Source organism: Thiorhodospira sibirica ATCC 700588 (genome assembly GCF_000227725.2).
Classification (GTDB): Bacteria; Pseudomonadota; Gammaproteobacteria; order Ectothiorhodospirales; family Ectothiorhodospiraceae; genus Thiorhodospira; species Thiorhodospira sibirica.
The window spans coordinates 1,186,424-1,206,071 of record NZ_MU255056.1; the positions used below are offsets into that span (position 1 = coordinate 1,186,424).

At 53.6% G+C, this 19,648-nt stretch carries 28 protein-coding genes and 1 pseudogene; 10 read left to right on the plus strand and 19 right to left on the minus strand.

Features of this window, described 5'->3' with window-relative positions; genetic code table 11:
• The first annotated feature begins 157 nt into the window (after nt 1-157).
• From THISIDRAFT_RS05650 to THISIDRAFT_RS05680, 7 genes are all read left to right on the plus strand, one after another.
• Nucleotides 158-1,345 (plus strand): glycosyltransferase family 4 protein, encoded by a 1,188-nt coding sequence (locus tag THISIDRAFT_RS05650; RefSeq protein WP_006786919.1) that lies wholly within the window; start codon nt 158-160, stop codon nt 1,343-1,345.
• Nucleotides 1,342-2,052 carry a class I SAM-dependent methyltransferase gene (locus THISIDRAFT_RS05655; RefSeq protein WP_006786920.1) on the plus strand — a complete coding sequence of 237 codons (711 nt, stop codon included), beginning with the start codon at nt 1,342-1,344 and terminating at the stop codon, nt 2,050-2,052. The genes THISIDRAFT_RS05650 and THISIDRAFT_RS05655 overlap by 4 nt, the downstream gene beginning before the upstream one ends.
• A gap of 164 nt (nt 2,053-2,216) precedes the next feature.
• Complete coding sequence (locus THISIDRAFT_RS05660) at nt 2,217-2,525, plus strand: nucleotidyltransferase family protein (RefSeq protein ID WP_217159146.1); 309 nt, start codon at nt 2,217-2,219, stop codon at nt 2,523-2,525.
• A 248-nt stretch (nt 2,526-2,773) separates the two neighbouring features.
• Nucleotides 2,774-3,025, plus strand: a complete 252-nt coding sequence (locus tag THISIDRAFT_RS05665; RefSeq protein WP_006786922.1) for a hypothetical protein — start codon at nt 2,774-2,776, stop codon at nt 3,023-3,025.
• Nucleotides 3,022-3,417 (plus strand): type II toxin-antitoxin system VapC family toxin, encoded by a 396-nt coding sequence (locus THISIDRAFT_RS05670; protein ID WP_040851811.1) that lies wholly within the window; start codon nt 3,022-3,024, stop codon nt 3,415-3,417. Before THISIDRAFT_RS05665 ends, THISIDRAFT_RS05670 begins: the two co-directional genes overlap by 4 nt.
• 328 nt (nt 3,418-3,745) lie before the next feature.
• Entirely contained in the window at nt 3,746-4,753 is a 1,008-nt protein-coding gene (locus tag THISIDRAFT_RS05675) for a glycosyltransferase family 4 protein (RefSeq protein WP_006786924.1), read from the plus strand.
• Nucleotides 4,753-5,043 carry a type II toxin-antitoxin system HicB family antitoxin gene (locus tag THISIDRAFT_RS05680; protein WP_006786925.1) on the plus strand — a complete coding sequence of 97 codons (291 nt, stop codon included), beginning with the start codon at nt 4,753-4,755 and terminating at the stop codon, nt 5,041-5,043. Before THISIDRAFT_RS05675 ends, THISIDRAFT_RS05680 begins: the two co-directional genes overlap by 1 nt.
• A gap of 99 nt (nt 5,044-5,142) precedes the next feature.
• On the opposite strand, the gene THISIDRAFT_RS05685 is transcribed toward THISIDRAFT_RS05680, so the two are convergent.
• The 14 genes from THISIDRAFT_RS05685 to THISIDRAFT_RS15305 all read right to left on the minus strand — a co-directional run bounded on the left by THISIDRAFT_RS05685 (nt 5,143) and on the right by THISIDRAFT_RS15305 (nt 12,812).
• Nucleotides 5,143-5,433 (minus strand): helix-turn-helix domain-containing protein, encoded by a 291-nt coding sequence (locus tag THISIDRAFT_RS05685; RefSeq protein ID WP_006786926.1) that lies wholly within the window; start codon nt 5,431-5,433, stop codon nt 5,143-5,145.
• Complete coding sequence (locus tag THISIDRAFT_RS05690) at nt 5,426-5,749, minus strand: type II toxin-antitoxin system RelE/ParE family toxin (protein ID WP_006786927.1); 324 nt, start codon at nt 5,747-5,749, stop codon at nt 5,426-5,428. The genes THISIDRAFT_RS05685 and THISIDRAFT_RS05690 overlap by 8 nt, the downstream gene beginning before the upstream one ends.
• A gap of 65 nt (nt 5,750-5,814) precedes the next feature.
• Complete coding sequence (locus tag THISIDRAFT_RS05695) at nt 5,815-6,138, minus strand: nucleotidyltransferase domain-containing protein (RefSeq protein ID WP_246585331.1); 324 nt, start codon at nt 6,136-6,138, stop codon at nt 5,815-5,817.
• A gap of 9 nt (nt 6,139-6,147) precedes the next feature.
• Nucleotides 6,148-6,303, minus strand: a complete 156-nt coding sequence (locus tag THISIDRAFT_RS05700; protein ID WP_159098506.1) for a hypothetical protein — start codon at nt 6,301-6,303, stop codon at nt 6,148-6,150.
• Between the two features lie 13 nt (nt 6,304-6,316).
• A complete protein-coding gene (locus tag THISIDRAFT_RS05705; protein WP_246585332.1) occupies nt 6,317-6,469 on the minus strand; it encodes a PIN domain-containing protein in 153 nt (50 codons plus the stop codon).
• Nucleotides 6,470-6,520: 51 nt separating this feature from the next.
• The gene (locus THISIDRAFT_RS05710; RefSeq protein ID WP_006786930.1) at nt 6,521-6,748 is read right to left on the minus strand and encodes a type II toxin-antitoxin system Phd/YefM family antitoxin; all 228 of its coding nucleotides are present in this window, start codon (nt 6,746-6,748) and stop codon (nt 6,521-6,523) included.
• Between the two features lie 100 nt (nt 6,749-6,848).
• On the minus strand, nt 6,849-8,120 hold the full coding sequence (locus THISIDRAFT_RS05715; RefSeq protein WP_050984858.1) for a glycosyltransferase: 1,272 nt from the start codon (nt 8,118-8,120) through the stop codon (nt 6,849-6,851).
• The gene (locus THISIDRAFT_RS14710) at nt 8,014-8,925 is read right to left on the minus strand and encodes a hypothetical protein (RefSeq protein WP_006786932.1); all 912 of its coding nucleotides are present in this window, start codon (nt 8,923-8,925) and stop codon (nt 8,014-8,016) included. The genes THISIDRAFT_RS05715 and THISIDRAFT_RS14710 overlap by 107 nt, the downstream gene beginning before the upstream one ends.
• A 14-nt stretch (nt 8,926-8,939) precedes the next feature.
• Nucleotides 8,940-9,155 (minus strand): UPF0175 family protein, encoded by a 216-nt coding sequence (locus tag THISIDRAFT_RS05720; protein ID WP_256439190.1) that lies wholly within the window; start codon nt 9,153-9,155, stop codon nt 8,940-8,942.
• Between the two features lie 27 nt (nt 9,156-9,182).
• Nucleotides 9,183-9,617 (minus strand): DUF29 domain-containing protein, encoded by a 435-nt coding sequence (locus THISIDRAFT_RS05725; RefSeq protein ID WP_040851816.1) that lies wholly within the window; start codon nt 9,615-9,617, stop codon nt 9,183-9,185.
• Nucleotides 9,618-9,658: 41 nt separating this feature from the next.
• Nucleotides 9,659-11,407, minus strand: coding sequence for an ABC transporter ATP-binding protein (locus tag THISIDRAFT_RS05730; RefSeq protein ID WP_006786935.1), 1,749 nt, complete (start codon nt 11,405-11,407; stop codon nt 9,659-9,661).
• Nucleotides 11,408-11,441: 34 nt separating this feature from the next.
• Nucleotides 11,442-11,885: an RpnC/YadD family protein gene (locus THISIDRAFT_RS05735; RefSeq protein WP_006786936.1), complete on the minus strand. Its 444-nt coding sequence runs from the start codon at nt 11,883-11,885 to the stop codon at nt 11,442-11,444.
• Nucleotides 11,886-12,098: 213 nt separating this feature from the next.
• The gene (locus THISIDRAFT_RS05740) at nt 12,099-12,407 is read right to left on the minus strand and encodes an RpnC/YadD family protein (protein ID WP_006786937.1); all 309 of its coding nucleotides are present in this window, start codon (nt 12,405-12,407) and stop codon (nt 12,099-12,101) included.
• Nucleotides 12,408-12,575: 168 nt separating this feature from the next.
• A complete protein-coding gene (locus THISIDRAFT_RS15305; protein ID WP_217159149.1) occupies nt 12,576-12,812 on the minus strand; it encodes a Uma2 family endonuclease in 237 nt (78 codons plus the stop codon).
• A gap of 66 nt (nt 12,813-12,878) precedes the next feature.
• Here THISIDRAFT_RS15305 and THISIDRAFT_RS14715 point away from each other — a divergent pair, with 66 nt between their 5' ends.
• The 3 genes and pseudogenes from THISIDRAFT_RS14715 to THISIDRAFT_RS05760 form a co-directional block, all read left to right on the plus strand.
• Complete coding sequence (locus THISIDRAFT_RS14715; protein WP_246585334.1) at nt 12,879-13,058, plus strand: hypothetical protein; 180 nt, start codon at nt 12,879-12,881, stop codon at nt 13,056-13,058.
• Nucleotides 13,059-13,260: 202 nt separating this feature from the next.
• Nucleotides 13,261-13,884: a transposase gene (locus THISIDRAFT_RS05755; protein ID WP_221914036.1), complete on the plus strand. Its 624-nt coding sequence runs from the start codon at nt 13,261-13,263 to the stop codon at nt 13,882-13,884.
• Nucleotides 13,885-13,913: 29 nt separating this feature from the next.
• A pseudogene (locus THISIDRAFT_RS05760) lies at nt 13,914-14,756 on the plus strand (IS701 family transposase); the annotation flags it as partial.
• An 11-nt stretch (nt 14,757-14,767) separates the two neighbouring features.
• Here the strand turns inward: THISIDRAFT_RS05760 and THISIDRAFT_RS05765 are convergent.
• The 5 genes from THISIDRAFT_RS05765 to gcvT all read right to left on the minus strand — a co-directional run bounded on the left by THISIDRAFT_RS05765 (nt 14,768) and on the right by gcvT (nt 19,505).
• Entirely contained in the window at nt 14,768-15,874 is a 1,107-nt protein-coding gene (locus THISIDRAFT_RS05765) for a glycosyltransferase family 4 protein (protein WP_006788471.1), read from the minus strand.
• Nucleotides 15,871-16,458 carry a class I SAM-dependent methyltransferase gene (locus THISIDRAFT_RS05770; protein ID WP_006788470.1) on the minus strand — a complete coding sequence of 196 codons (588 nt, stop codon included), beginning with the start codon at nt 16,456-16,458 and terminating at the stop codon, nt 15,871-15,873. The genes THISIDRAFT_RS05765 and THISIDRAFT_RS05770 overlap by 4 nt, the downstream gene beginning before the upstream one ends.
• Nucleotides 16,459-16,502: 44 nt before the next feature.
• Nucleotides 16,503-17,879 carry an aminomethyl-transferring glycine dehydrogenase subunit GcvPA gene (gcvPA, locus tag THISIDRAFT_RS05775; protein WP_040853097.1) on the minus strand — a complete coding sequence of 459 codons (1,377 nt, stop codon included), beginning with the start codon at nt 17,877-17,879 and terminating at the stop codon, nt 16,503-16,505.
• A gap of 89 nt (nt 17,880-17,968) precedes the next feature.
• A complete protein-coding gene (gene gcvH / locus THISIDRAFT_RS05780; RefSeq protein WP_006788468.1) occupies nt 17,969-18,364 on the minus strand; it encodes a glycine cleavage system protein GcvH in 396 nt (131 codons plus the stop codon).
• A 28-nt stretch (nt 18,365-18,392) separates the two neighbouring features.
• Entirely contained in the window at nt 18,393-19,505 is a 1,113-nt protein-coding gene (gcvT, locus tag THISIDRAFT_RS05785; protein WP_006788467.1) for a glycine cleavage system aminomethyltransferase GcvT, read from the minus strand.
• Nucleotides 19,506-19,648 lie beyond the last annotated feature (143 nt).

A 19,648-nucleotide genomic window follows, 5' to 3' on the forward strand; every position in this document is an offset into this window, starting at 1 on the left:
AAAAAAAACAGGGATCACCCTGCCATGAGCCGCCAGGGCTGGATTGAGGCGGAGGGTCCGCGCTAACGTTTGTTAGCGAAACTCGATCAGGGGGCTTAAAACTGCCACGCATTTGCGATATGCTGCATCCAGTGAAGCGACCCCAGATGGAAACGCCATGTCCAAACCCGCGCTGTTGCTTGTTACCCGTAATCTGCCACCCCATGTTGGTGGCATGGAGCGGCTTATCTGGCACTGCATTGATGAACTGGCGCAGGATTTTAATGTACATGTGATCGGGCCTACCGGGTGTCGTGCGCATTTGCCGGCGGATATGGGGGTTACAGAAATCCCAATTCAACCGCTCCCCTGGTTTTTGCTGCGGGTAAAATTGGCCACCCTGTGGCAAGGTTTGCGGGTGCGACCAGCGGTTTGTTTTGCGGGTAGTGGCCTGACAGCGCCGTTTACCTGGCTCGCTGCGAAGCTGAACCGGGCGCAGAGTGTGGTGTATTTACACGGTCTGGACATCGAAGCCAATAATCACCCAGTTTATCGCATCGTCTGGCATTGGTTTTTGCGCCGCGTGGATACTGCGCTGGTTAACAGCCATTTCACCCGCAAACTGGCGCTTGATATTGGCGTACCCGCATCGCGTCTGCACGTCATACATCCCGGAGTTCACCTGCCGGATCACGAATGCGCTCAGGAAAGGCGTCAGGCATTCAGAGCACATCACGGCCTGACGGATACCACGCCCATCATGCTGTATGTAGGCCGTATCACGCAACGCAAGGGGCTTTCTGTTTTTGTGCAACATAGCCTGCCGCAAGTCATGCAACACTGCCCTGATGCAAAACTGGTAGTAGTGGGGGATGAATCCAGAAGCGCCTTACTGAAAAATACCGGACAAATGGCACAAATCCAGCAATCGCTCAAAGACAACGAGATAAGCTCGGCGGTTTTGTTTCTTGGCGAGAAAGCAAAAGATGACCCAGAATTAACCTCCGCTTACTTTGCCGCTGATGTCTTGATATTTCCCGTGCAGTCTCAAGCACATGATAACGAAGGTTTCGGGATGGTCGCCATTGAAGCCGCCGCCCACGGTTTACCCACCGTTGCCTTTGCCGCAGGCGGGGTGGTCGATGCCATCTGTGATGATCAATCCGGTACTCTGGTCGCCGCGAATGATCATCTCGCCATGCAACAGGCTGTGCTGCGCTATCTGCTGCATGAGCATCCACATGTGACGCCAGCAAGCTGTCGTGCCTTTGCCGAGGCTTTTAGTTGGCAGCACTTCGGCCAACAGCTACGCCAAGTGTGTCGTCATTCGCTATCGCACTCACTTAATGGCGAGACAATACAATGAGTCAGGATGAGCATCAGAAAATCGCAGAATTCTACAATAATATCTATTATCGTGAGTTGGGTAATGCCCATATGTGCCCCTCACGCCATGCCGTGCAACTGGCACAGCGCTTAGGCATTAGCCCAGGACTGAAATTGCTGGATGTCGCTTGTGGTTCGGGTAATTGGCTAGCAGCTGCCGCGCAGCGTGGCGCAGATGTCAGCGGAATTGATATATCAGAGCGAGCTATTGCAGTATGTCGCCGTCGGCTACCTGACGGTCATTTTTATACAGGTGTTGCCGAACAATTACCTTTTGATAATCACACTTTTGATCTCGTCAGTTGTTTGGGTTCACTAGAACATTTCCTCGACCAACCCAAAGCTCTAAAAGAAATGCGTCGCGTTGCAAAACCAGATGCCAGACTTTTAATCTTGGTGCCTAATTCAGACTTTCTGACTTATCGGCTTGGGCTGTACCGAGGCACTCAACAGCAAGCTGTCCGTGAAACAATCAGGTCACTTAATGAATGGCAGGCTTTGCTTGCTGATGCAGGACTGGAAGTCATGCAACGCTGGAAGGATTTGCACATACTAAGCCGAAATTGGATTATCCGACCACCTTATTATTTCATACCGTTACGACTAATACAGGCGTTGTCCCTCACTGTTTGGCCACTATCCTGGCAGTATCAGGTATACCATTTATGCCAATTACGTTCGTCATGAATCATATTACTCGTCTCCCTGTGGTTGGTTTTGCTCCTTACCGCCTGAACGACTCCGTCAAGCTTGATCTATGCGCTTGATATATTTAAGAAGACCAAAGCTTGACTACGGCTTGAGTGATTTCGGTACCCGGATAGCGGGAAGGCCTAACTGGCAGGTTTTAATTGTTTGCGAAAATCATTCTAAAAATGCATCCATTGATTCAAGCATATCGTAATGACCTCAAGGCCCTGGCTTTGCGTCATGGGCTGGCGAATATTTCTGTATTCGGTTCCATGGCGCGGGGTGATGCCGATGCAGACAGCGATGTGGATCTGCTTGTCGATGCGCCTGCGGGTATATCAGCATTCGTTTTGGGCGAGATGCTTATGGATGCCCAAGATCTGCTCGGACGGCGGGTGGATATTGTCACACGAGCCGCATTACATCCTATGATGCGGGAACGAGTGCTTGAAGAAGCGCAACCATTGTGATAACAAAGGGCAGGGCTTGAAGCGACCGATAGCAGCCTTGTTCGGCGTATCTCATGAAAATTTAGCTGCCTTGCCTATGGCAATCGGTGGCCAATCAATGAATTCGTGGCTTAGATTCGCGACCATGACGCTACTCTTAAGCACCACCACGGCTTTTTGCAGTTGCATGGCTTTATCTTGGTGGTGCTAGGGTTGAACCAGATAGTCTTGTTCCATTATCAGTTTAATTAAGATGAGGCAAATGAACGATGCGTGCTATTGAATTTGAAACCGTTGCACACGACCACAAAGTTAGCCTGCCAGATCAGATACCTGATGGGGTTAAGCTAAGGGTTTTGATTTTGATGGAAGAACAGCCTGAATGTGTTATAGATTCTGAACTGCCAGGGTTCGATGGTGTGCTTAACAAGCCTTCACCAAAGCTTGCAGGTTCGGTTGTCATGCGTGATGACCTGCTTGCACCTGCCATGCCCGAGGAAGCCTGGAGTGCTTTGCGTTGATCTTGCTTGATACGCATATCTGGGTACGTTGGGTTGATCCAAGCGCCAATCCATTGCCAGTAAACATCGTGGCTAAAATCGAGCGTGCAGAGCAATTGGCTGTCAGCGCCATCACGTGTTGGGAAGTAGCTTGGCTCGTGCGGCGTGGTCGCTTGGAGCTGAATTTAAGTCTTTCAGATTGGCTGGATCAGGCACTGGATGGATCAGGTGTTATCTGCCTGCCAATCAATCGATCCATTGCTGTTCGAGCTGCTGCGCTTCCAGAGTATCATCGTGATCCTGCCGATCGCTTGATCATTGCAACAGCCATGGAACGGAATGCGGTATTGATTAGCCTGGATGGGGCATTTGCAGATTATTTTGAGTTGCCAGATATGTTGATTAATGAATGAAAACTAACCATGTATTTGAAATATAAATAATTTCAAAATCAAAGCAAAAAGTGTAAAAATTTAAAAAATAATATAAATCAAAGTCTTAAAAATTTTACATCACAGATTTGCATCAAATTGTTTCTAGAAAATCTTTGTAATCCATTGTTTATAAGCTCAAATAAAACTTAGCATAGCCTGAGTAGTTACTAAAAATGGTTGGATTCAGTTAAGTGCAAGGCTTTGGATTTGGGGTGTATCCATTCCTGAATTTTATGCAACCCTTGATGGAAAAAATTGACCCGTGGCACTGTCATCAGATGGTTTTTATAGCCAGGAAATAAAAAAAATGAAAATTTGGTTACCCTATATTAAGGCCGGAACCGGTGCAGATGTGTCCACGCAATATCTTGCCGCTGGCTTGCGTGCTCGGGGGCACTGTGTTCATGAACAGGGATTTTCTCGCCACTACGAATTTGCTCCCTGGCTACTGAAAAATGTAATACCACCTCAAGGGTGTGAAGCGATAATCACCAATACCTGGAATGGTTTTGCTTTTGCTCGCCCTGGCATTCCCATGATGACCGTGGATCGTTTGTTCGTCCTTGATCCCACGCTGGAGCCATACAAGAGTCCTGCCCAACGACTGTACCATCGCCTGTTTGTCCAAAACTTTCTCAAACATAGTGCCCGGACAGCAGATCGGGTGGTTGCCGTCAGTGCATACACCGCTGATACTTTTGCCCAAAAGCTGGGATTACCCCGGCCAAAGGTCATCCTGAACGCGGTGGATACGGACTTTTTCAGCCCACCGTCACAGCCCCGCCGCATTGACCCGAACCAACCCCGCCGACTGCTGTATGTCGGCACTCTCTCTCGGCGCAAGGGGGCTGATCTGCTGGCACCGATCATGCGCCGACTGGGGGATACCTATCAGCTTTATTACACAGGCAGCGCTGATGCACCCATATTAGGGAAAAATCGCCCCCCCAACATGCATACCTTGGGACGACTTAATCAAGATCAGATGCGTGAACAGTACCGACAGGCTTATCTTCTGGTGTTTCCCAGTCGCGGGGAGGGGCTGGCGCGAGCGATCATGGAGGCACTGGCCTGTGGTACGCCTGTGGTGGCGGCAAACATTTCCTCCATGCCCGAGGCAGTGGACAGTCAGGTCGGACGCCTATGTCCGCCGGATGATGTGGCGGCATTTGTAGAGGCTGTCACCGCTGTTACGGAACAGGATAATATCTGGCAACAATACTCCAGTGCAGCAAGGCAAAGGGCTGAGGAACGATTCTGTCTCAAGCGTCTGCTGGATGAGTTTGAGGCGTTGCTTGCCGAGATGGTGCAATAATGCACTATCCTGTTGCTATTGAGTGGAGCGACGAAAATACGGCCACCGGTATGGTTTTTCCCGATATTCCCGGTGCCATCAGTGCGGGGGATACTCCCGAAGAAGCCTATAACAATGCCATCGAGGCTGCACACATCGTGCTTGAAGATTTAGTAGATCGTGGTGAATGTGTGCCTAGACCGGGCACGATTGACGAACATTGCCGCAACCCGGATTTTGAAGGCTGGGATTGGGAGTTGATTGATATCGATCTCGCGCCTTATCTTGGCAAGGTAAGAACAGTGGGTTAGCAGGAGATGACGGCTCATATCGCGCACGCTATCGAGCAAGTCGGCACAGTTTTTTTCATCGTGCAGAAAGCCGGTGTCGTGGATGTGAAAACGGCGTAATCAGGTGTGAATCGAGTTCAGTGCATCGGGATTGGCTTCAACAATCTTGAGCAGCGCGCGCGCAGGCCCAGCCGGACGAACACGCTTTTGTTCCCAGTTTTGTAGTGTCTTGGGCTTGACACCGATCAGATAGGCAAACTGGCTTTGCGAAAGCCCCGTGCGCTCGCGGATCGCTTTCACATCCGGCTCGGGAAACTCGCGCACAATAGTGCCTGCAACCTTCTCTCCACGCAGATGACGGCCCATATCGCGCACGCTATCGAGCAGTTCGGCAAAGTTTTTTTCATCCATCACGCACCTCCGAATTCATCAAGGCCGCCAAGCGTTGCAACTGATCTTTCGTTAAATCAGCGGTCGTGTTCTTCGCGTAGGCGTAGATTAAATAGCACTGGGATTGGCTCAACCAGTGGTAATAGATCACACGCGCACCGCCGCGCTTACCTCGTCCGGGCAGTGGCGCACGCAATTTACGCAAACCACGACCGCCCGGAATCAGATCGCCTGCAGCGGGGTTTTCTAGCAAGATACGCTGTATCCCCGCTAAATCATCATCCGTGAACAACTCGGCCGCACAGTGGATGAAGATCGGGAGTTCGACGAAAACCATGGTCGTACACTATACGCTAAAAATGCAATGGCGGTCGCACTCGTCGAATAGGTCGATTAAGGCTCTCATACCGCTTCACTGATCCGTTGCGCCTGTTCTTGAATCGCCGAGGGGGTCGGTAATTCTACCAGCACATCAATTTTTTGGTCACCCAGCTCGCGCCGCAGTTCGGCACAAAAACGCATCCGCCGGGGAACCGATTCCTCGGCAGACCAAGGGCCGGGAATAAATAAATCAATATCTCCGCCGCGTTGCGTATCGTTCAGCCGCGATCCAAACACACGCGGGATCACGCCAAAATGACGCAATCCCGCTTCACGGATAATATGGCGTTGTTGGTCGGTTAAGCGCATCGAATAGGGTAGTGTCTGTGACGATTCGTTATGCACAATCGATTTTTACCGCAGCCGGTCATACACCGCCCGATACTGTGCCGCAACCACCGGATTCGCAAATCGCTCTACCGCCCGCGCTCGTGCATGAGTGTGCAGATCGACGCTCTCGCTATGCCCCAGCACCCAAGCGATGCCCTTGTGCCAGACCTTCGGTGTCAAACGGCTGAGCCAGTTAAAAACGAGCCACTTTGAAACCCATGCTGGTTGCGGCATTGGTCATGACCACATCGGCAGTGGCCAGCTCTACAATGCCAACATCCATAGCAATGGTCAAATGCAGCGCATCAAGTGTGCGCAATGGATGCTCGGGATATCGCGTGATCACTCATTGAGATACCACTTTGCCAGCGCACTGGTATCCAGATAAGCGCGGCGCTCAGCGCTCATCTCTTTCCGCACGGATCAGGTCGGCCGAGGGGGTCTGCAACCGCGCCATCCGCTGGCGCAGATCGGCATGGTCGGGAAATGAACGATGCTCCGACATGGGCAAAATGCGGGCAATGGGCTGGCCACGACGACTGATCACCAACTCGCCCTCGGCGGCCACCAGTTCATCTAATCGCCCCATGTTGGCGCGCATCTCTCGAATAGTAAGTTCTTTCATGGCTGCTGCTTATTGTGCTGCAAATACGAAATTTGTAGCACACATGCCTGTGACCGTCAAACAACACTGGCAGGGATTCACGGAGATTTAACCATTATACTTAAAAGGTAAAGGGCTGATGAGTTTGAGGCGTTGCTTGCCGAGATGGTGGCAGGCTATCCATATCGTAGCCAGCCAGCTCCAGATACCGGCGAGTTGCTTTTTCCACGCTGAACTCTGCGGCTCTGGCTTGCAGGATATCCGGTTCAACCCAAAATTCACCGTTCAATGATTGCTCAATGGCCGCTGCCAGTGCTTCAGGATTGCCTACCGGCACCAGTTGCCCGTAGCGGCCATCTTCCAAAATTTCTGCAGGACCGTGTGGGCAGTTTGTGGAGACTACCTGGATACCGCAGGCCATAGCCTCAATCAACACATTGCCAAGCCCTTCAAAACGAGAGGGCAAGACCAATACTCCACTTCCCGCCATTAATGGCAATGGATTTTGCACCATGCCTACCAATCGTACCGACTGCGCAAGCCCCATTGCCTTGATCTGTGTCTCGATCATGGGGCGTTCAGGCCCATCACCTGCGATCAGTACATCCAGATGTCGTCGTTGTTTCAGGATTACACAGGCCGCCAACAAGTTGGGAATGTCTTTTTGGGAAACAAGGCGACCCACAAACAGCACAGTTTGTTTGGATACGGTATGTGTGGCAGGCAGGCAGGTACGATCATGAAAACCGGAATCTATGACTGGATTATAGATGACCTCAATGGATTCTCTGGGAATGCAAAGTGAATGGCTTAAATCATCTGCTACCCCATTAGATACTGCCACGACACTTCTTGCTCGTCTGAATGCCCACGGTAATGTATGTTTTAGTACAAAATATTTTGTTTTTTCTAACTCTTTAGCTTCAGAAATAACGACAGCAAATGTATTATGGTTACTGAGTAGAACGGGTGTGCTTGATCTAGCCAAAGCTCTTGCCACCATAACCATGAGGTTCACATCATCAAAAGCGCTGATGATGCAGGCGGGTGGTTGACTGCGAATCAGTTTTGCTAAGCGTAAGGGAAAGGCAAATTTATAGGGCTGCCCAAGGCAGGTCACAGGTACCTGTGGTGGGATATCTTGCAGTAACTCGCCTTTACATTCCAAAAGAATTAAATGAACATTAATACCCCATTGTAAGCATTGATTGATTAGCTTGAGCCGATTGCGTTCAATGCCACCCATTTGTAGCTTGGCAAGGACAAACCAGACTTGCTGTCGGTCTTTATCCATGATTTTCAGTTTGTCTTTCTTGCCACGGCTGGCGGCCTTCAAATATTCTGTCAAAAATGTTGATAGCTGCTTCTTTAGTAAATAGACCATCGACAACATGTGGCCAGTAGCTGGAATCTTCACGACGCACGATCATTGGTAAGTTGTAAAACAATCTCACTGGCACAGTAATCAAACCAAGCACACTTAACACGCTGCTACGATGCTGGCCTCCGCCACCAATCAATATGCACCAGTCATTGTTACTCAACATCAGGGTGCCACGGATATCACCGTCATTAGTGCTGTTGCGTTGATAGCCTTTATTCTTTATGGATGTATAGGCACCAATAAGACGCCGATGCTCATGTTCACTTGATTCTGATGTTGCCGGACCGAAGAGATGCCAGCGATTTTGAGTTTGTTTGATTTTTCCGTAAGGGGATGAACTAGCCTTTCTAATTACATGATTAACCGTTTCACCATAACTTTTTGGATCATTTCTGCTCCATGGAAAGACTCCCTCGGTTGCTTGCAGTTCTCTTAGTTTTTCACATCTTGGAATGTCATCAACACCCAAATACTCCGCCGCATTCTTCGGCTGCCAATTCTGGTAAAATCGCTCCAATGCCGAACCGGCATAAGTACGCACCTTGCCGGACTCGTAGTCCATCAGTGTTTCAATGAAGGGGTGTCCGCTATCCTGCGTACAAGGAAAAGCCGCACTACCCAGTCCTCTCAGTTTGGACAGCGGAACGTCCATGAGCACTGGCTGATAGCGTCCGGCACGATACCAGGCCTCAATCGGGTGTATATCGCACCCACGCAGATCAAGGGGCTTGGCTCGGGCAAGGGTAACGCCCATACGATCAGCCAAGCGCACTGCCCAACGATCCGCCCAGCGATAAAAATGATTTTTAATCAATATCTAATCCTCTGTCAGGCATTGTCAAAGTCGGTATGAAGTTCTTCTTCATCCAGATCAATCAGCAGAACACCGTACTGGCTGAGTTGCAAAAGAAACTCAATCCGTTCCAGCCCGGCAATTTGCGCCGCCATGCCAGAAGATAGCTTACCCATTTCATAAAGTTTCGTGGCCATCGCCATCTTGGCCTGATACCTGAATTCTGTAGGCGAGCAGTGCATAATGTCCACGAGTTGTCGAGGGGTTTCAAGAACCAATCATGGCAAAAATTCACCATCCAAAATAGCATCAAGCCCATAAGGACAGTGCTCTGGAAATACCGCACGGGTCAATCCCGTTTCATGGCAGGCATCGCGGACTGCCTTGGGATACACCGACTCCAGCAATTCCGCCAGTATCGGCCTTAGACTCGGACTGTCCAACAGCAGGGCTTCGATTTCATCCCGCTGATGACTGATGATTGTCAGCCAACGGGTGCTCTGGCGTTCAGGCTGATAGTGCCACTTAAGCAGATGCACCACCAATACCTGTAAGTGGCTGCGTAATTGGCGCACATCGCGCTTGCCCATGCTTTCCAGCTCCTCGGCAATATGCTTTGCATCAATTTCTGACAAACGCCCGGCACGCAACAGTTCAACGTTGCGCACAATCCAATGATGAAAATCGAGATCATAGTCTAAGGTATTCGACATAGTGGTTAAATTGCTCATACAGTGTCGTGGCTATCTCTATTTTAACTCGGCACTCTGATGCCATCGGTCAAGCGAATGCTGTTGTCGCAAAGAGTAAAAATTTGGTCGCACCGCTTTACCGTACTCATTCGATGCGCCACAATTAAAATGGTTTTCTGCCCCTGCAGGGCATCGATTGCCGCCTGCACTTCTTTCTCGGTATTCACATCTAGCGCACTGGTGGCCTCATCTAGTATTAGTACCGACGGATTGTGATACAGTGCTCGCGCTATCCCAATGCGCTGCCGCTGCCCGCCTGAGAGCCGAATACCGCGTTCACCCACTGTCGTTGCATAACCCTGGGGCAGTTCGTTGACGATAAAATCATGAATCTGAGCCGCCTTGGCTGCCGCTTCCAATGCCGCTTGATCTGTTTCATTCGGGCGCAACCCTAACGCAATATTAGCGGCCACCGTATTGTCAAGCAAATAAATCTCCTGCGGTACATAACCAATAGCTCGATGCCAAGCCGATAGGCGTTCAGCAGTTAACGGCAGATCATCAATCAATATGTGTCCTGTTGTCGGTTCTAGCAAACCCAAAATCAGATCCAGCAAGGTGGATTTACCCGAACCCGTCGCGCCAATAATCCCGATGGTGTGATTAACGGGAATGTGCAGATTGATGTCCTTGAGCACGGGGCGGTTCTCGCTGCCGGGGTAGGCATAAGACACGGCAGCAAGTCGAATATGCCGCTCAGGTTTCCAAGGGCTTGGGGCTGGAACACGGGGACGTTGGGGCAGATGCAAATCGCGATGGATATGATCTAGCGCAGCAGCCCCAAAACGCAATCGGGCAAAGCCGCGATAGACAATCTGGGCAGCGGGCAACATGCGATAGGCCGCAAAACCATACAGACCAATCACCGGCAAGATTTGTCCTAGATCATCACCTCGCCAAGCTAATACCAGCACTAGCGCCACCAGTCCTGCATAGCCGGTAGCCTCTACCAGATACAGCGGCACCTGACCCAGGGTATCGTTGGCGGCTAGATGCCGAGAATAGGTGCGTGAAGGGTGGCGGAATCGGGCTAAATACGTGCTTGCTCTACCAGTGAGCGTGATGGCCTTGATGCCACCCAAGGCTTCCGAGGCGGCTTGGAAACGTTCGCTGTTGGCCTCCCGGCGCTCCCTGCCAATGCGACCCAACCGCACGCGCACCACTCGATAAATGGTGAAATACAAGCTGCCAATAATGCCAGCGGCTAGTAGCGCCATGAACGGATCGTAGACCATCAACAACAACAGCATAGCCAAAATGACCATGCCATGCGCAATCATCTGGATCACAGGTAACAGTAAGTTGTTACCCAATTGATCCACTTCTGACAACATGGTTTTGGAAAGCCCCGCGCTGTTTCTGCTTAAGAACCAAGCATAAGGCTGTTGCAGATAGGTTTGCAGCAATCGGGTGCTGATGTCATGGCGCTGGAGATGGGCAAAGCGATACAAGGTGTAGGTGGTAATAGATTTAAACAGTGAGGCCACAGCAACTACCGCAGCGGAGATAACACCCAAAACTACGATGAATTGTATCGGGGTATCAAAGCCCAGCCATTGATAAACCGCCGCCAGTTGGGGCTGTTCAGTCACCAGATCCGGATTACCTAATACTGCCAGAAACGGCATGATGGACACCACTCCAGCGGTTTCAATGGCCGTCATGACCAATACCAGCAACAGCACCGCCACAAAGCGCCGCCGAGCTTGCGGGGTGAGGATACCCCAGAGTTGTCTGAAGGTGTTGATCATCATATTATCATTGATGCTGTTGCACCAATAGATGTCAGTCACCCAACAACGCTTCAAGGCTGTCTGCCGTTAAAATCCGCGCTACCCACACATCCAGTTGCGCATCACTGGCCTGGCTTAAACGCGCATCTGCCCAGGGCGGTAATTCACCAAATTTCAGGGTAATCAGTTTACGCAGGGTGCCTTGAATACCCTTGTGTTCCCCTTTTTGCTCGCCTTCTTTAAACCCCTTCTCCATGCCGACCCGTTCTGCGGTATTGATGTAAGGCATTTTCTTATCCTCCTCGATGGCATAAATCGTTTGTAAAAAGGCGTGTTCTAAGTCTTTGGGTAATTCAATCATCCAGTCGATGACGTTGAACAGTCGGAGTATCTGTTCCCGACGATAGCCCCGTTCATACAGGATGCGGATCAGGGCGATTTTGGCGGCTTTGCGCGCAGCGCCGTGTTTGAGTCGCTTGGCTTTGATTTGCGCCATGACCACCAGGGCAAAGACATTATCGCTGCTTTCCAGTTCTGTCCAGCGCGCTTCCCAGTCGATCAGTTTGACCGTGGGGAATTCAAAGAGTAACTGACAGCCCCAGCGGGCATAGTGGTAGCTTTGGGGGCGAAACGTGCGGTGGGTGTCGGTCAGTACGGCGATACTGACGATGTCGACCCCATAGCGGTCACGCAGCCGATACTGGTAGCGCTACATCCGCGCCGGAAAGCCGCTGTCGGGTGTGCCTTGTACCTCGGCATGGATGAGTACCCAGGTTTCTTGCCCTTGCAAGGCATACACTTTGACCAGTTTATCGGCGTGATGGCGCCCGGTTTGGGCATCGGCGGTGATTTGTTGCAGTTCTTTGTCAAGAAAGCTGTAGCCTTTGGACCAGTCAATCTGGGCATGAATGGCGGGAAACAGCAGCTGCAGGCATTCTTCGAAATAATATTCCAGCGCGTCTTTCCACGGGCTGTCGTGATCGGTGCGGGGGGCTTCGGCGGGCGGTTCAGTGGTCACTGTAAGATACCTTATGCTTTGGCAAGGTGATGTAGGGGGCGTCAATGGCAAAGCGGGAGTTGGTCGTGGGCTTCATACGTTATTCGGTGCATCAAGCAATAGATCAATCTCACGGCGGATCACAATGACTAAGGGGCTATCCAAACGGTTATGTGTCCCAAATCCGTGCTAAACGCAAAATAAATCCCGGCAGGACTTCCTCGCCTGGCAGCGTCTCTGGCATGAAGAGCGTTTCCGGCAACCGCCCTGCACGATACACCTCAACCTGCTGCTGTGTGACACCTCAACCTGCTGCTGTGTGAGATCAATTAACCAGCCCAGCCGGGCGCCGTTGGCTAAATATTCCTGCATTTTATCCCGCAAGCGGGTGATATCATCACTAGTACTCAAAGCTGAAACTATCATGGATAATAGCGAACCGACTTCCAGCCACGTTCAGACGAGGAGAAGACGATCGCCCGCCCAGCCCCTTTGATTGATCTCTCAGCCGAACAACGTGCCTTGCTGGAAGGCTTGGCGCGCCGTCGCGAAACATCCCACAGCCTGGTGCAACGGGCGCAGCGGGTGCTGCGCGCCGCCGATGGTGAAGCCAACACCCAGATCGCTGCCGCCGTGGGTCTGGGTGAGGACGCTGTCGGGCTGCCCGGGTGAATTCACGTCCGAGCAGATTTGCCAGGTCATCGCGCGGGCGTGTGAGCAGCCACCGCCGCCGTTGACCCACTGGACACGCCAGGATCTGGCGCGCGAGCGCATCGCACCCGCTACGGGCTCAATCCCCACATCACCGATGAGGCTACCTTCCGTCAGGAGGTTCGCACGGTCTGTACGCGGTACCATCAGGCAACGCCGTTGCATGAACACTGGGTTCATCTCAAAAACCGGCATCCAGGCCATAGAGGCGATCCACCCGTCTCACCCGATGCAGCCCGGCCATCCTGAGGCCGTGGCGTTCGCGTACAAACGCCACGGTACTCAGACTCTGATCGCCCATTTCGAGGTCGCCACCGGGCGCGTGATCACCCCCTCCATCGGCGACACCCGCACCGAGGCGGACTTCGTGGCCCACATCGCCGCCACCGTGGACACCGATCCACACGGCGAATGGAGCTTCGTCTGTGATCCGCTCAACACCCATCAATCGGCCAGCCTGGTGGAATTCATCGCCCAACGCTGCGCCATCGACACAGAACTCGGCCGCAAGAGAAAGACGGGAATCCTCGCCAACATGTCCTCTCGGGCCGCCTTTCTCCAGGATCCCTCGCATCGTATCCGGTTCGTCTATACCCCCAGGCACTGCGCTTGGCTCAACCCGGTCGAGATCGGGTTCGCTATCCTGACCCGGCGACGGCTCCGGCGGGGGCGCTTTGCCTCCACCCAGGCGCTCAAACAACGCCTCCTTGAGTTCATCGCCTTCTTTAACCAGACGCTCGCCAAGCCGTTTCGCTGGACCTACATCGGGAAATCGCTGATGGCGTAAGTTATCCAGAGTATTTCTGGTGCACGGTACTAGTCGGAGGGACATTGAGTGTGGATGATAGCACGCTGGACAAACCCTACAGCCAGCACATGGCGTTGGTGGGGTATTTCTGGTCAGGCAAACACCACCGGGTGGTCAAGGGGCTGAACCTGATCACGCTGTATTACAGCGACTCGCAAGGGCGTAGTTTGCCGGTCAACTCTCGGGGGTACGACAAAACCGACGGCAAGACCAAGAATGATTATTTCCTCGACAGGCTGGCGGAAGTCTTGGCATGGAGGTTGCGCCCTGCTTTGATAACGGGGGATAGCGGGTATTCCTGTGCAGGTAACCTCAAGAGGGTGAGAAACCACCCAATGGGGTTCCTGTTCGCGGTGGAAAGCAACCGCCGAGTATCTATTGAAAAGGGTTCATGGGTACAGGTACAAAAACTGGACATCCCTTCCGATGAGCTGAAGGTCTGGTTACGTGAATTTGGCGAGGTAAAGCTATTTCGGACGCAGTTAAAAGACCAACAGCGCCATTATGTGGTTTTCCTGCCGGATACCGATGCCTATGATGACTTCCGGTCAACCCACTTTCAGACCCTGCATGACCAACACTGGCAGATTGAGCAATACCACCGCATGATCAAACAGCTCTGCCATATCGAGAAATTCCAGGTGCGCGGTAAGGTGCCGATACGCAATCCTATCTTTGCCGCTTTGTGCAGTTATGTCCACCTCCAGCAGATGAAGTTCGTTGACATGATCAGCAATGCTTACCCATGGCAATGCCATTTGTACACCCAGGTAGTCGCCGCTTTCGTCCGCAACTTCATGCAAGGTAAGCAGCACCTTAACCCACAATTTCAGTCCACCGTCAATGCGTAAGTCCTACTTAATTAGTCATTGCAACTCTGCTTTGTCAGGACTGCCTGATACACCGCACGATTGCCTGCGACCATGGCGGTAATGGAGAAGTGTTCGCTGACGTGCTGTCGTCCCCGTTGCCCCATGGCGGTGCGGCGGGGGGGATCGGCAAGTAATGTATTTACCGCGTGGACCAGAGCGTGAGGGTTGGCGGGGGGAATCAATAGCCCATTGTCTGCGCCCACCACCTCGGGCAGGCCTCCGGCTTCGGTGGCGACAATGGCGCACCCGGCACTGGCGGCTTGTAACAGGGCTACGCCTAAACCTTCTTTATCCGCCGGATGAACCACCAGATCCAGACAAGGCAGAATTTTTTGCAGATCCTGACGAAAGCCGGCAAAGATGATCCGCTGATTCAGGCCCTGGGCTGTAGCCTGCGCCTGTAATGTGTGCGCCAGCGGTCCCTGGCCGAAAAACAGTGCATAGGCGTCGGGATGTGCCCGTAAAATCTCGGGCAGGGCGGCGAGTAAATGGCGGTGCCCTTTGCGTTCGATCAGTTGTGCAATCACGCCCAGACACAGCGCAGTTTCAGGCAGATTGAATTCGCGTAGAAACCAGTCCCGTTCACAGGGTTGTTGATAGCGCGTGGTGTCTACCGCACTAGGGACGCAGACCAGACGCTGCGGCGCAACCCCGGCGTCTTGCAAAATCTGGTAAATGGCGCGTGAGATGGTGATGGTACGAGCGTAGAAGCGGTATTTGTAGCGAGACAACGCCGTTTCAGGATGATCCACCCGCCGGGATAACACCGCCGGAATGCCCAGCGCACGGGCGGCCAGCCCTCCCCACCAATCGGCGCCCCGGCGGCTGTGTACATGCACCAGATCCGGGCGCAGCGTGCGCAGCAGGGTCTTGAGTCGCGGGTAAAACCGCAGATCCCACTCCCCGCGCATCGGCAGGATATGTAACTGTTGGCAAAACGGCTGGGCGGCAGCTGCGATGGCGCTATCGGCGACGCAGAGCAAGTGATTTTCCAGCGTTGCATCCTGCTGTAGCCCTTCCAGCAAATACAGCACTTGCTGCGCCCCACCGTAGAGATGGCGCCCGGTTTCGATGTGCAGGATGCGTCTTGGCCTCACGACTGTAGCGCCAGTGCAACCGTGTAGTCGCGTCCTTGCTTGAGTTTGTCGTAGTTGCCGAAGACCTCTTTGCAGGCGCGTTCAATGAAACGGCGCAGACCGGTAATGGTTACCAGATACAGGCGTCCGCCGGGATTAAGGCAGGCTTGCGCGTCGTACAGATACAGATACAGAAGTTCTTTGCCGACCTTGGCCGGAAGGTTGGCGGCAATGACATCAAAGCGCTGCCCTTTTAGGGCGCTAAAGCCGTTGCTTAACAAAGCGCTGCAATGGCTCAGACCATTGAGCCGGGCATTTTTGTCCGCGTATTCCACGGCGACAAAATCCTTATCAACCAGGCAGGTTTTGCCAAGCGGTGCCAGACGTGCCAGGGTCAGGCCAATCGGCCCATAACCGCAGCCCATGTCCAGGCAGTCATCCGTAGGGTCTATCGTGACATGATCAAGCAACAATTTGCTGCCCGCATCCACGCCACGCGGGGAAAACAGCCCCCAGGTGCTGTGAAAGGTGAAGGGATGGCCGCATAAGGTCTCGTTGAACACGATATCCTCGCGCAGGCTTTGAATATACTGGCGCTTGTCCACGCAAAGTCCTCAAAAAAATCCGGGAAGGGTTAATGGTGGCGGCCTCATCCTGAGGCCGCAGCCAGGCACTGTCCTAACACCTCGACATAGCGGGCGATGTCAGCCTCGGTTTTGGTTTCGGTGGCGCACACCAGCAGGGCATCGGCTAGCTGGGGGTCGTGTTGTCCCAGGGCATAGCCGCCGAGCACGCCGTGGGCGGCCATGCGTTCCAGCAAAGGGATAACCGGCACCGGCAGGCGCAGGGCCATTTCATGAAAGTGTGCGCCGCTAAAGACCGCTTGCACCCCTAGCGTCTGCTGTAGCGCATCGGCCAGGGCGTGGGTGTTGGCATGACACTGCCGGGCCACGTCTGCCAGCCCTTGCGCACCCAGCAGGGCCAGGTGAATGGTGGCGGCGGTGACCATCAGCCCTTGATTGGTGCAGATATTGGAGGTGGCCTTGGAGCGGCGGATGTGCTGTTCCCGGGCTTGCAGGGTGAGCACAAAACCGGCTTTGCCATCGGCATCAACCGTGCGCCCGACAATTCGCCCTGGCATTTGCCGGGCATGGACGCGCCGGGTACACATGAAGCCGAAATACGGCCCGCCCGAGGACAGAGGGGCGCCCAGCGGCTGACCGTCACCAACCACGATATCGGCGCCCTGCGTGCCCCATTGGCCGGGCGGTTTGAGCAAAGCCAGACTTAAGGGATTCACCACGCCGATGACCAGCAAGCCGTGTTGCTCCGCCCAGTGGGTCAGCGCGTCAACCTCTTCGAGTACGCCGAAAAAATTCGGCTGAGGGATCACCAGCGCGACCAGATCATCGGCGGCATAAGCCTCCAGACTTTGTGGCAAGATATGGCCCTGCTGCGGACAATAGGGCAGCTCGGTGAGCGCGATACCCTGGGCAGCAACCGTGGTGCGCACCACCTCACGGTAGGCCGGATGCACAGTGGCAGGCAGCAAAACCCGTCGCCCCGCCTGCTTACGCTGTGTACGCACGGCCATCAAAATCGCCTCAGCCAGCGCAGAGGCCCCGTCATACAGCGAGGCATTGCTGACCTCCATGTGCGTCAGGGCACTCATCATGCTCTGGTATTCATACAGCAGCTGCAAGGTGCCTTGACTGGCCTCGGCCTGATAGGGCGTGTAGGCGCTGTAAAATTCTCCCCGGCTGGCCAGTTCCCAGACCGGGGCCGGGATATGATGCTCATAGGCCCCGGCACCGATAAAATTCAGGGCCACCTGATCACGACTGGCGTAAGCCTGCATCAGGCGGCTTAATGCCATTTCATTGAGGGCTGGCGGCAAGGCATCGAGGGCGTGCTCTGCGGTGCGCAATTCTGGCGGGATTTCAGCAAACAGATCCGGGATATCCGCAACGCCGATGCAGTCAAGCATGGCACGGACATCCTCTGCGGTATGCGGTATAAAAGGCATGGCGGGCGTATCGTGTTGGGCAGTCTTAACAGCAAACACGCCAGACCATTCAGGCCTGGCGCGAATCAAACAGCGAGGCTTAGCGCGCTTTAGCTATCATCGGCGTCAAGGCTGGCCTCATAGCCTTCGGCATCCAGTAAATTTTCCACCTCATCTAAATCCGCTGCCTTGATTTTGAAAATCCAGCCCTGGCCATAGGGATCGGAGTTAATCAGTTCCGGGCTGTCGCTGAGCAGGCTATTGACCTCGACAATCTCGCCACTGATCGGGGCATAGACATCCGAGGCGGCCTTGACCGATTCCACCACGGCACAGGCCCCGCCAGCAGTGACCTGGCTATCAACCTGTGGCGTCTCCACAAATACCAGATCGCCCAGCAGCGCCTGAGCGTGGTCACTGATACCGACCGTGACCGTACCATCGTCTTCAACCCGCACCCATTCATGGGAGGGGGCATAGCGTAATTCAGCAGGAAAATCGCTCATCAGGGTCTGACCTTTTTGTTAAAAATCGTTAAATATCGACTAAAATTTCACCAAAGCGCACAAACGGCGGTTTGACCACGCGGGCGATGCCGATGCGTCCGCGCAGATCGACCTCCACGCGCTCAGCACAGTGCAAGGGCACCCGCGCCAGGGCAATGGAGCGCTCCAGGGTCGGCGCAAAGCCACCGCTGGTGATCACCCCATGTTCACCATTTGCGGTTAGCAGTGGCATCCCGCTGCGTAACACCCCACGCGTTTGCAGAATCAGCCCCACCATCTTATGCCGTGCCCCGGCGGCCTTGCGTTGCAGGAGCGCCTGCCGACCGATAAACTCCCGCGTCTCCGGCTGCCACGCCACCGTCCAGCCCAGCCCACAATCCAGCGGGCTTAAGGATTCGTCCATATCATGGCCATACAGATGCATTCCGGCCTCCAGACGCAAGGTATCACGCGCCCCCAGACCGATGGGAGTGATACCGGCAGCCCGCAGGCGCCCCCAAAAATCGGCGGCCTGGCTGGCCGGTAACATCACCTCAAAACCATCTTCTCCAGTGTAGCCGGTGCAAGCCAGCATCCAGTCATCGGCCCAGACCGCGCTAAAGGGCTTGAGCGCCTGCGTGTGATGGCGCAAGCTTACGGGTAATAATGGCGGTAACACGGTGCGAGCGTGTGGCCCTTGAATCGCCAGCATGGCCAGATCCTGACGGTGAATCACCCGCGCCGCATAGCCCTGCAGCGCAGCGCGCATAAATTCCAGATCACGCGCCGCCGTCGCTGCATTCACCACCAGGCGATAAGCCCCCTTCCCCAGCGCATAGACCAGCAGATCGTCAAGAATGCCGCCGTCATGCTGCAGCAGGCAACTATACAAAGCCTGGCCGGGGCCATCCAGACGCGCCACGTCATTGGCCAGCAAACCCCGCAGATAGCTGTGCGCCTGTGGCCCGACAATGTCCACAATGCCCATGTGGGAGACATCGAACACCCCAACCGCCCGGCGCACCTGACGGTGTTCCTCAAGCTGCGAACCATAATGCAGCGGCATCATAAAACCGGCAAATTCTACCATGCGCCCGCCCGCTGCTACATGGCTTTGATACAGTGCCGTCTGTCTGGGTGTCTGACTGGGAGGAGATTGCATAAAGAAGAGGCCTATCAATAAAACAAGATCACACGGTTCCCTGACGGGAATGTCAGGCGGGATAGTTTACTCGACTTTGAGTATTTTTCCCAACATAAAAATCTTTTTAAATCATTTATTTAATACTTTTTTGCAAAATAACG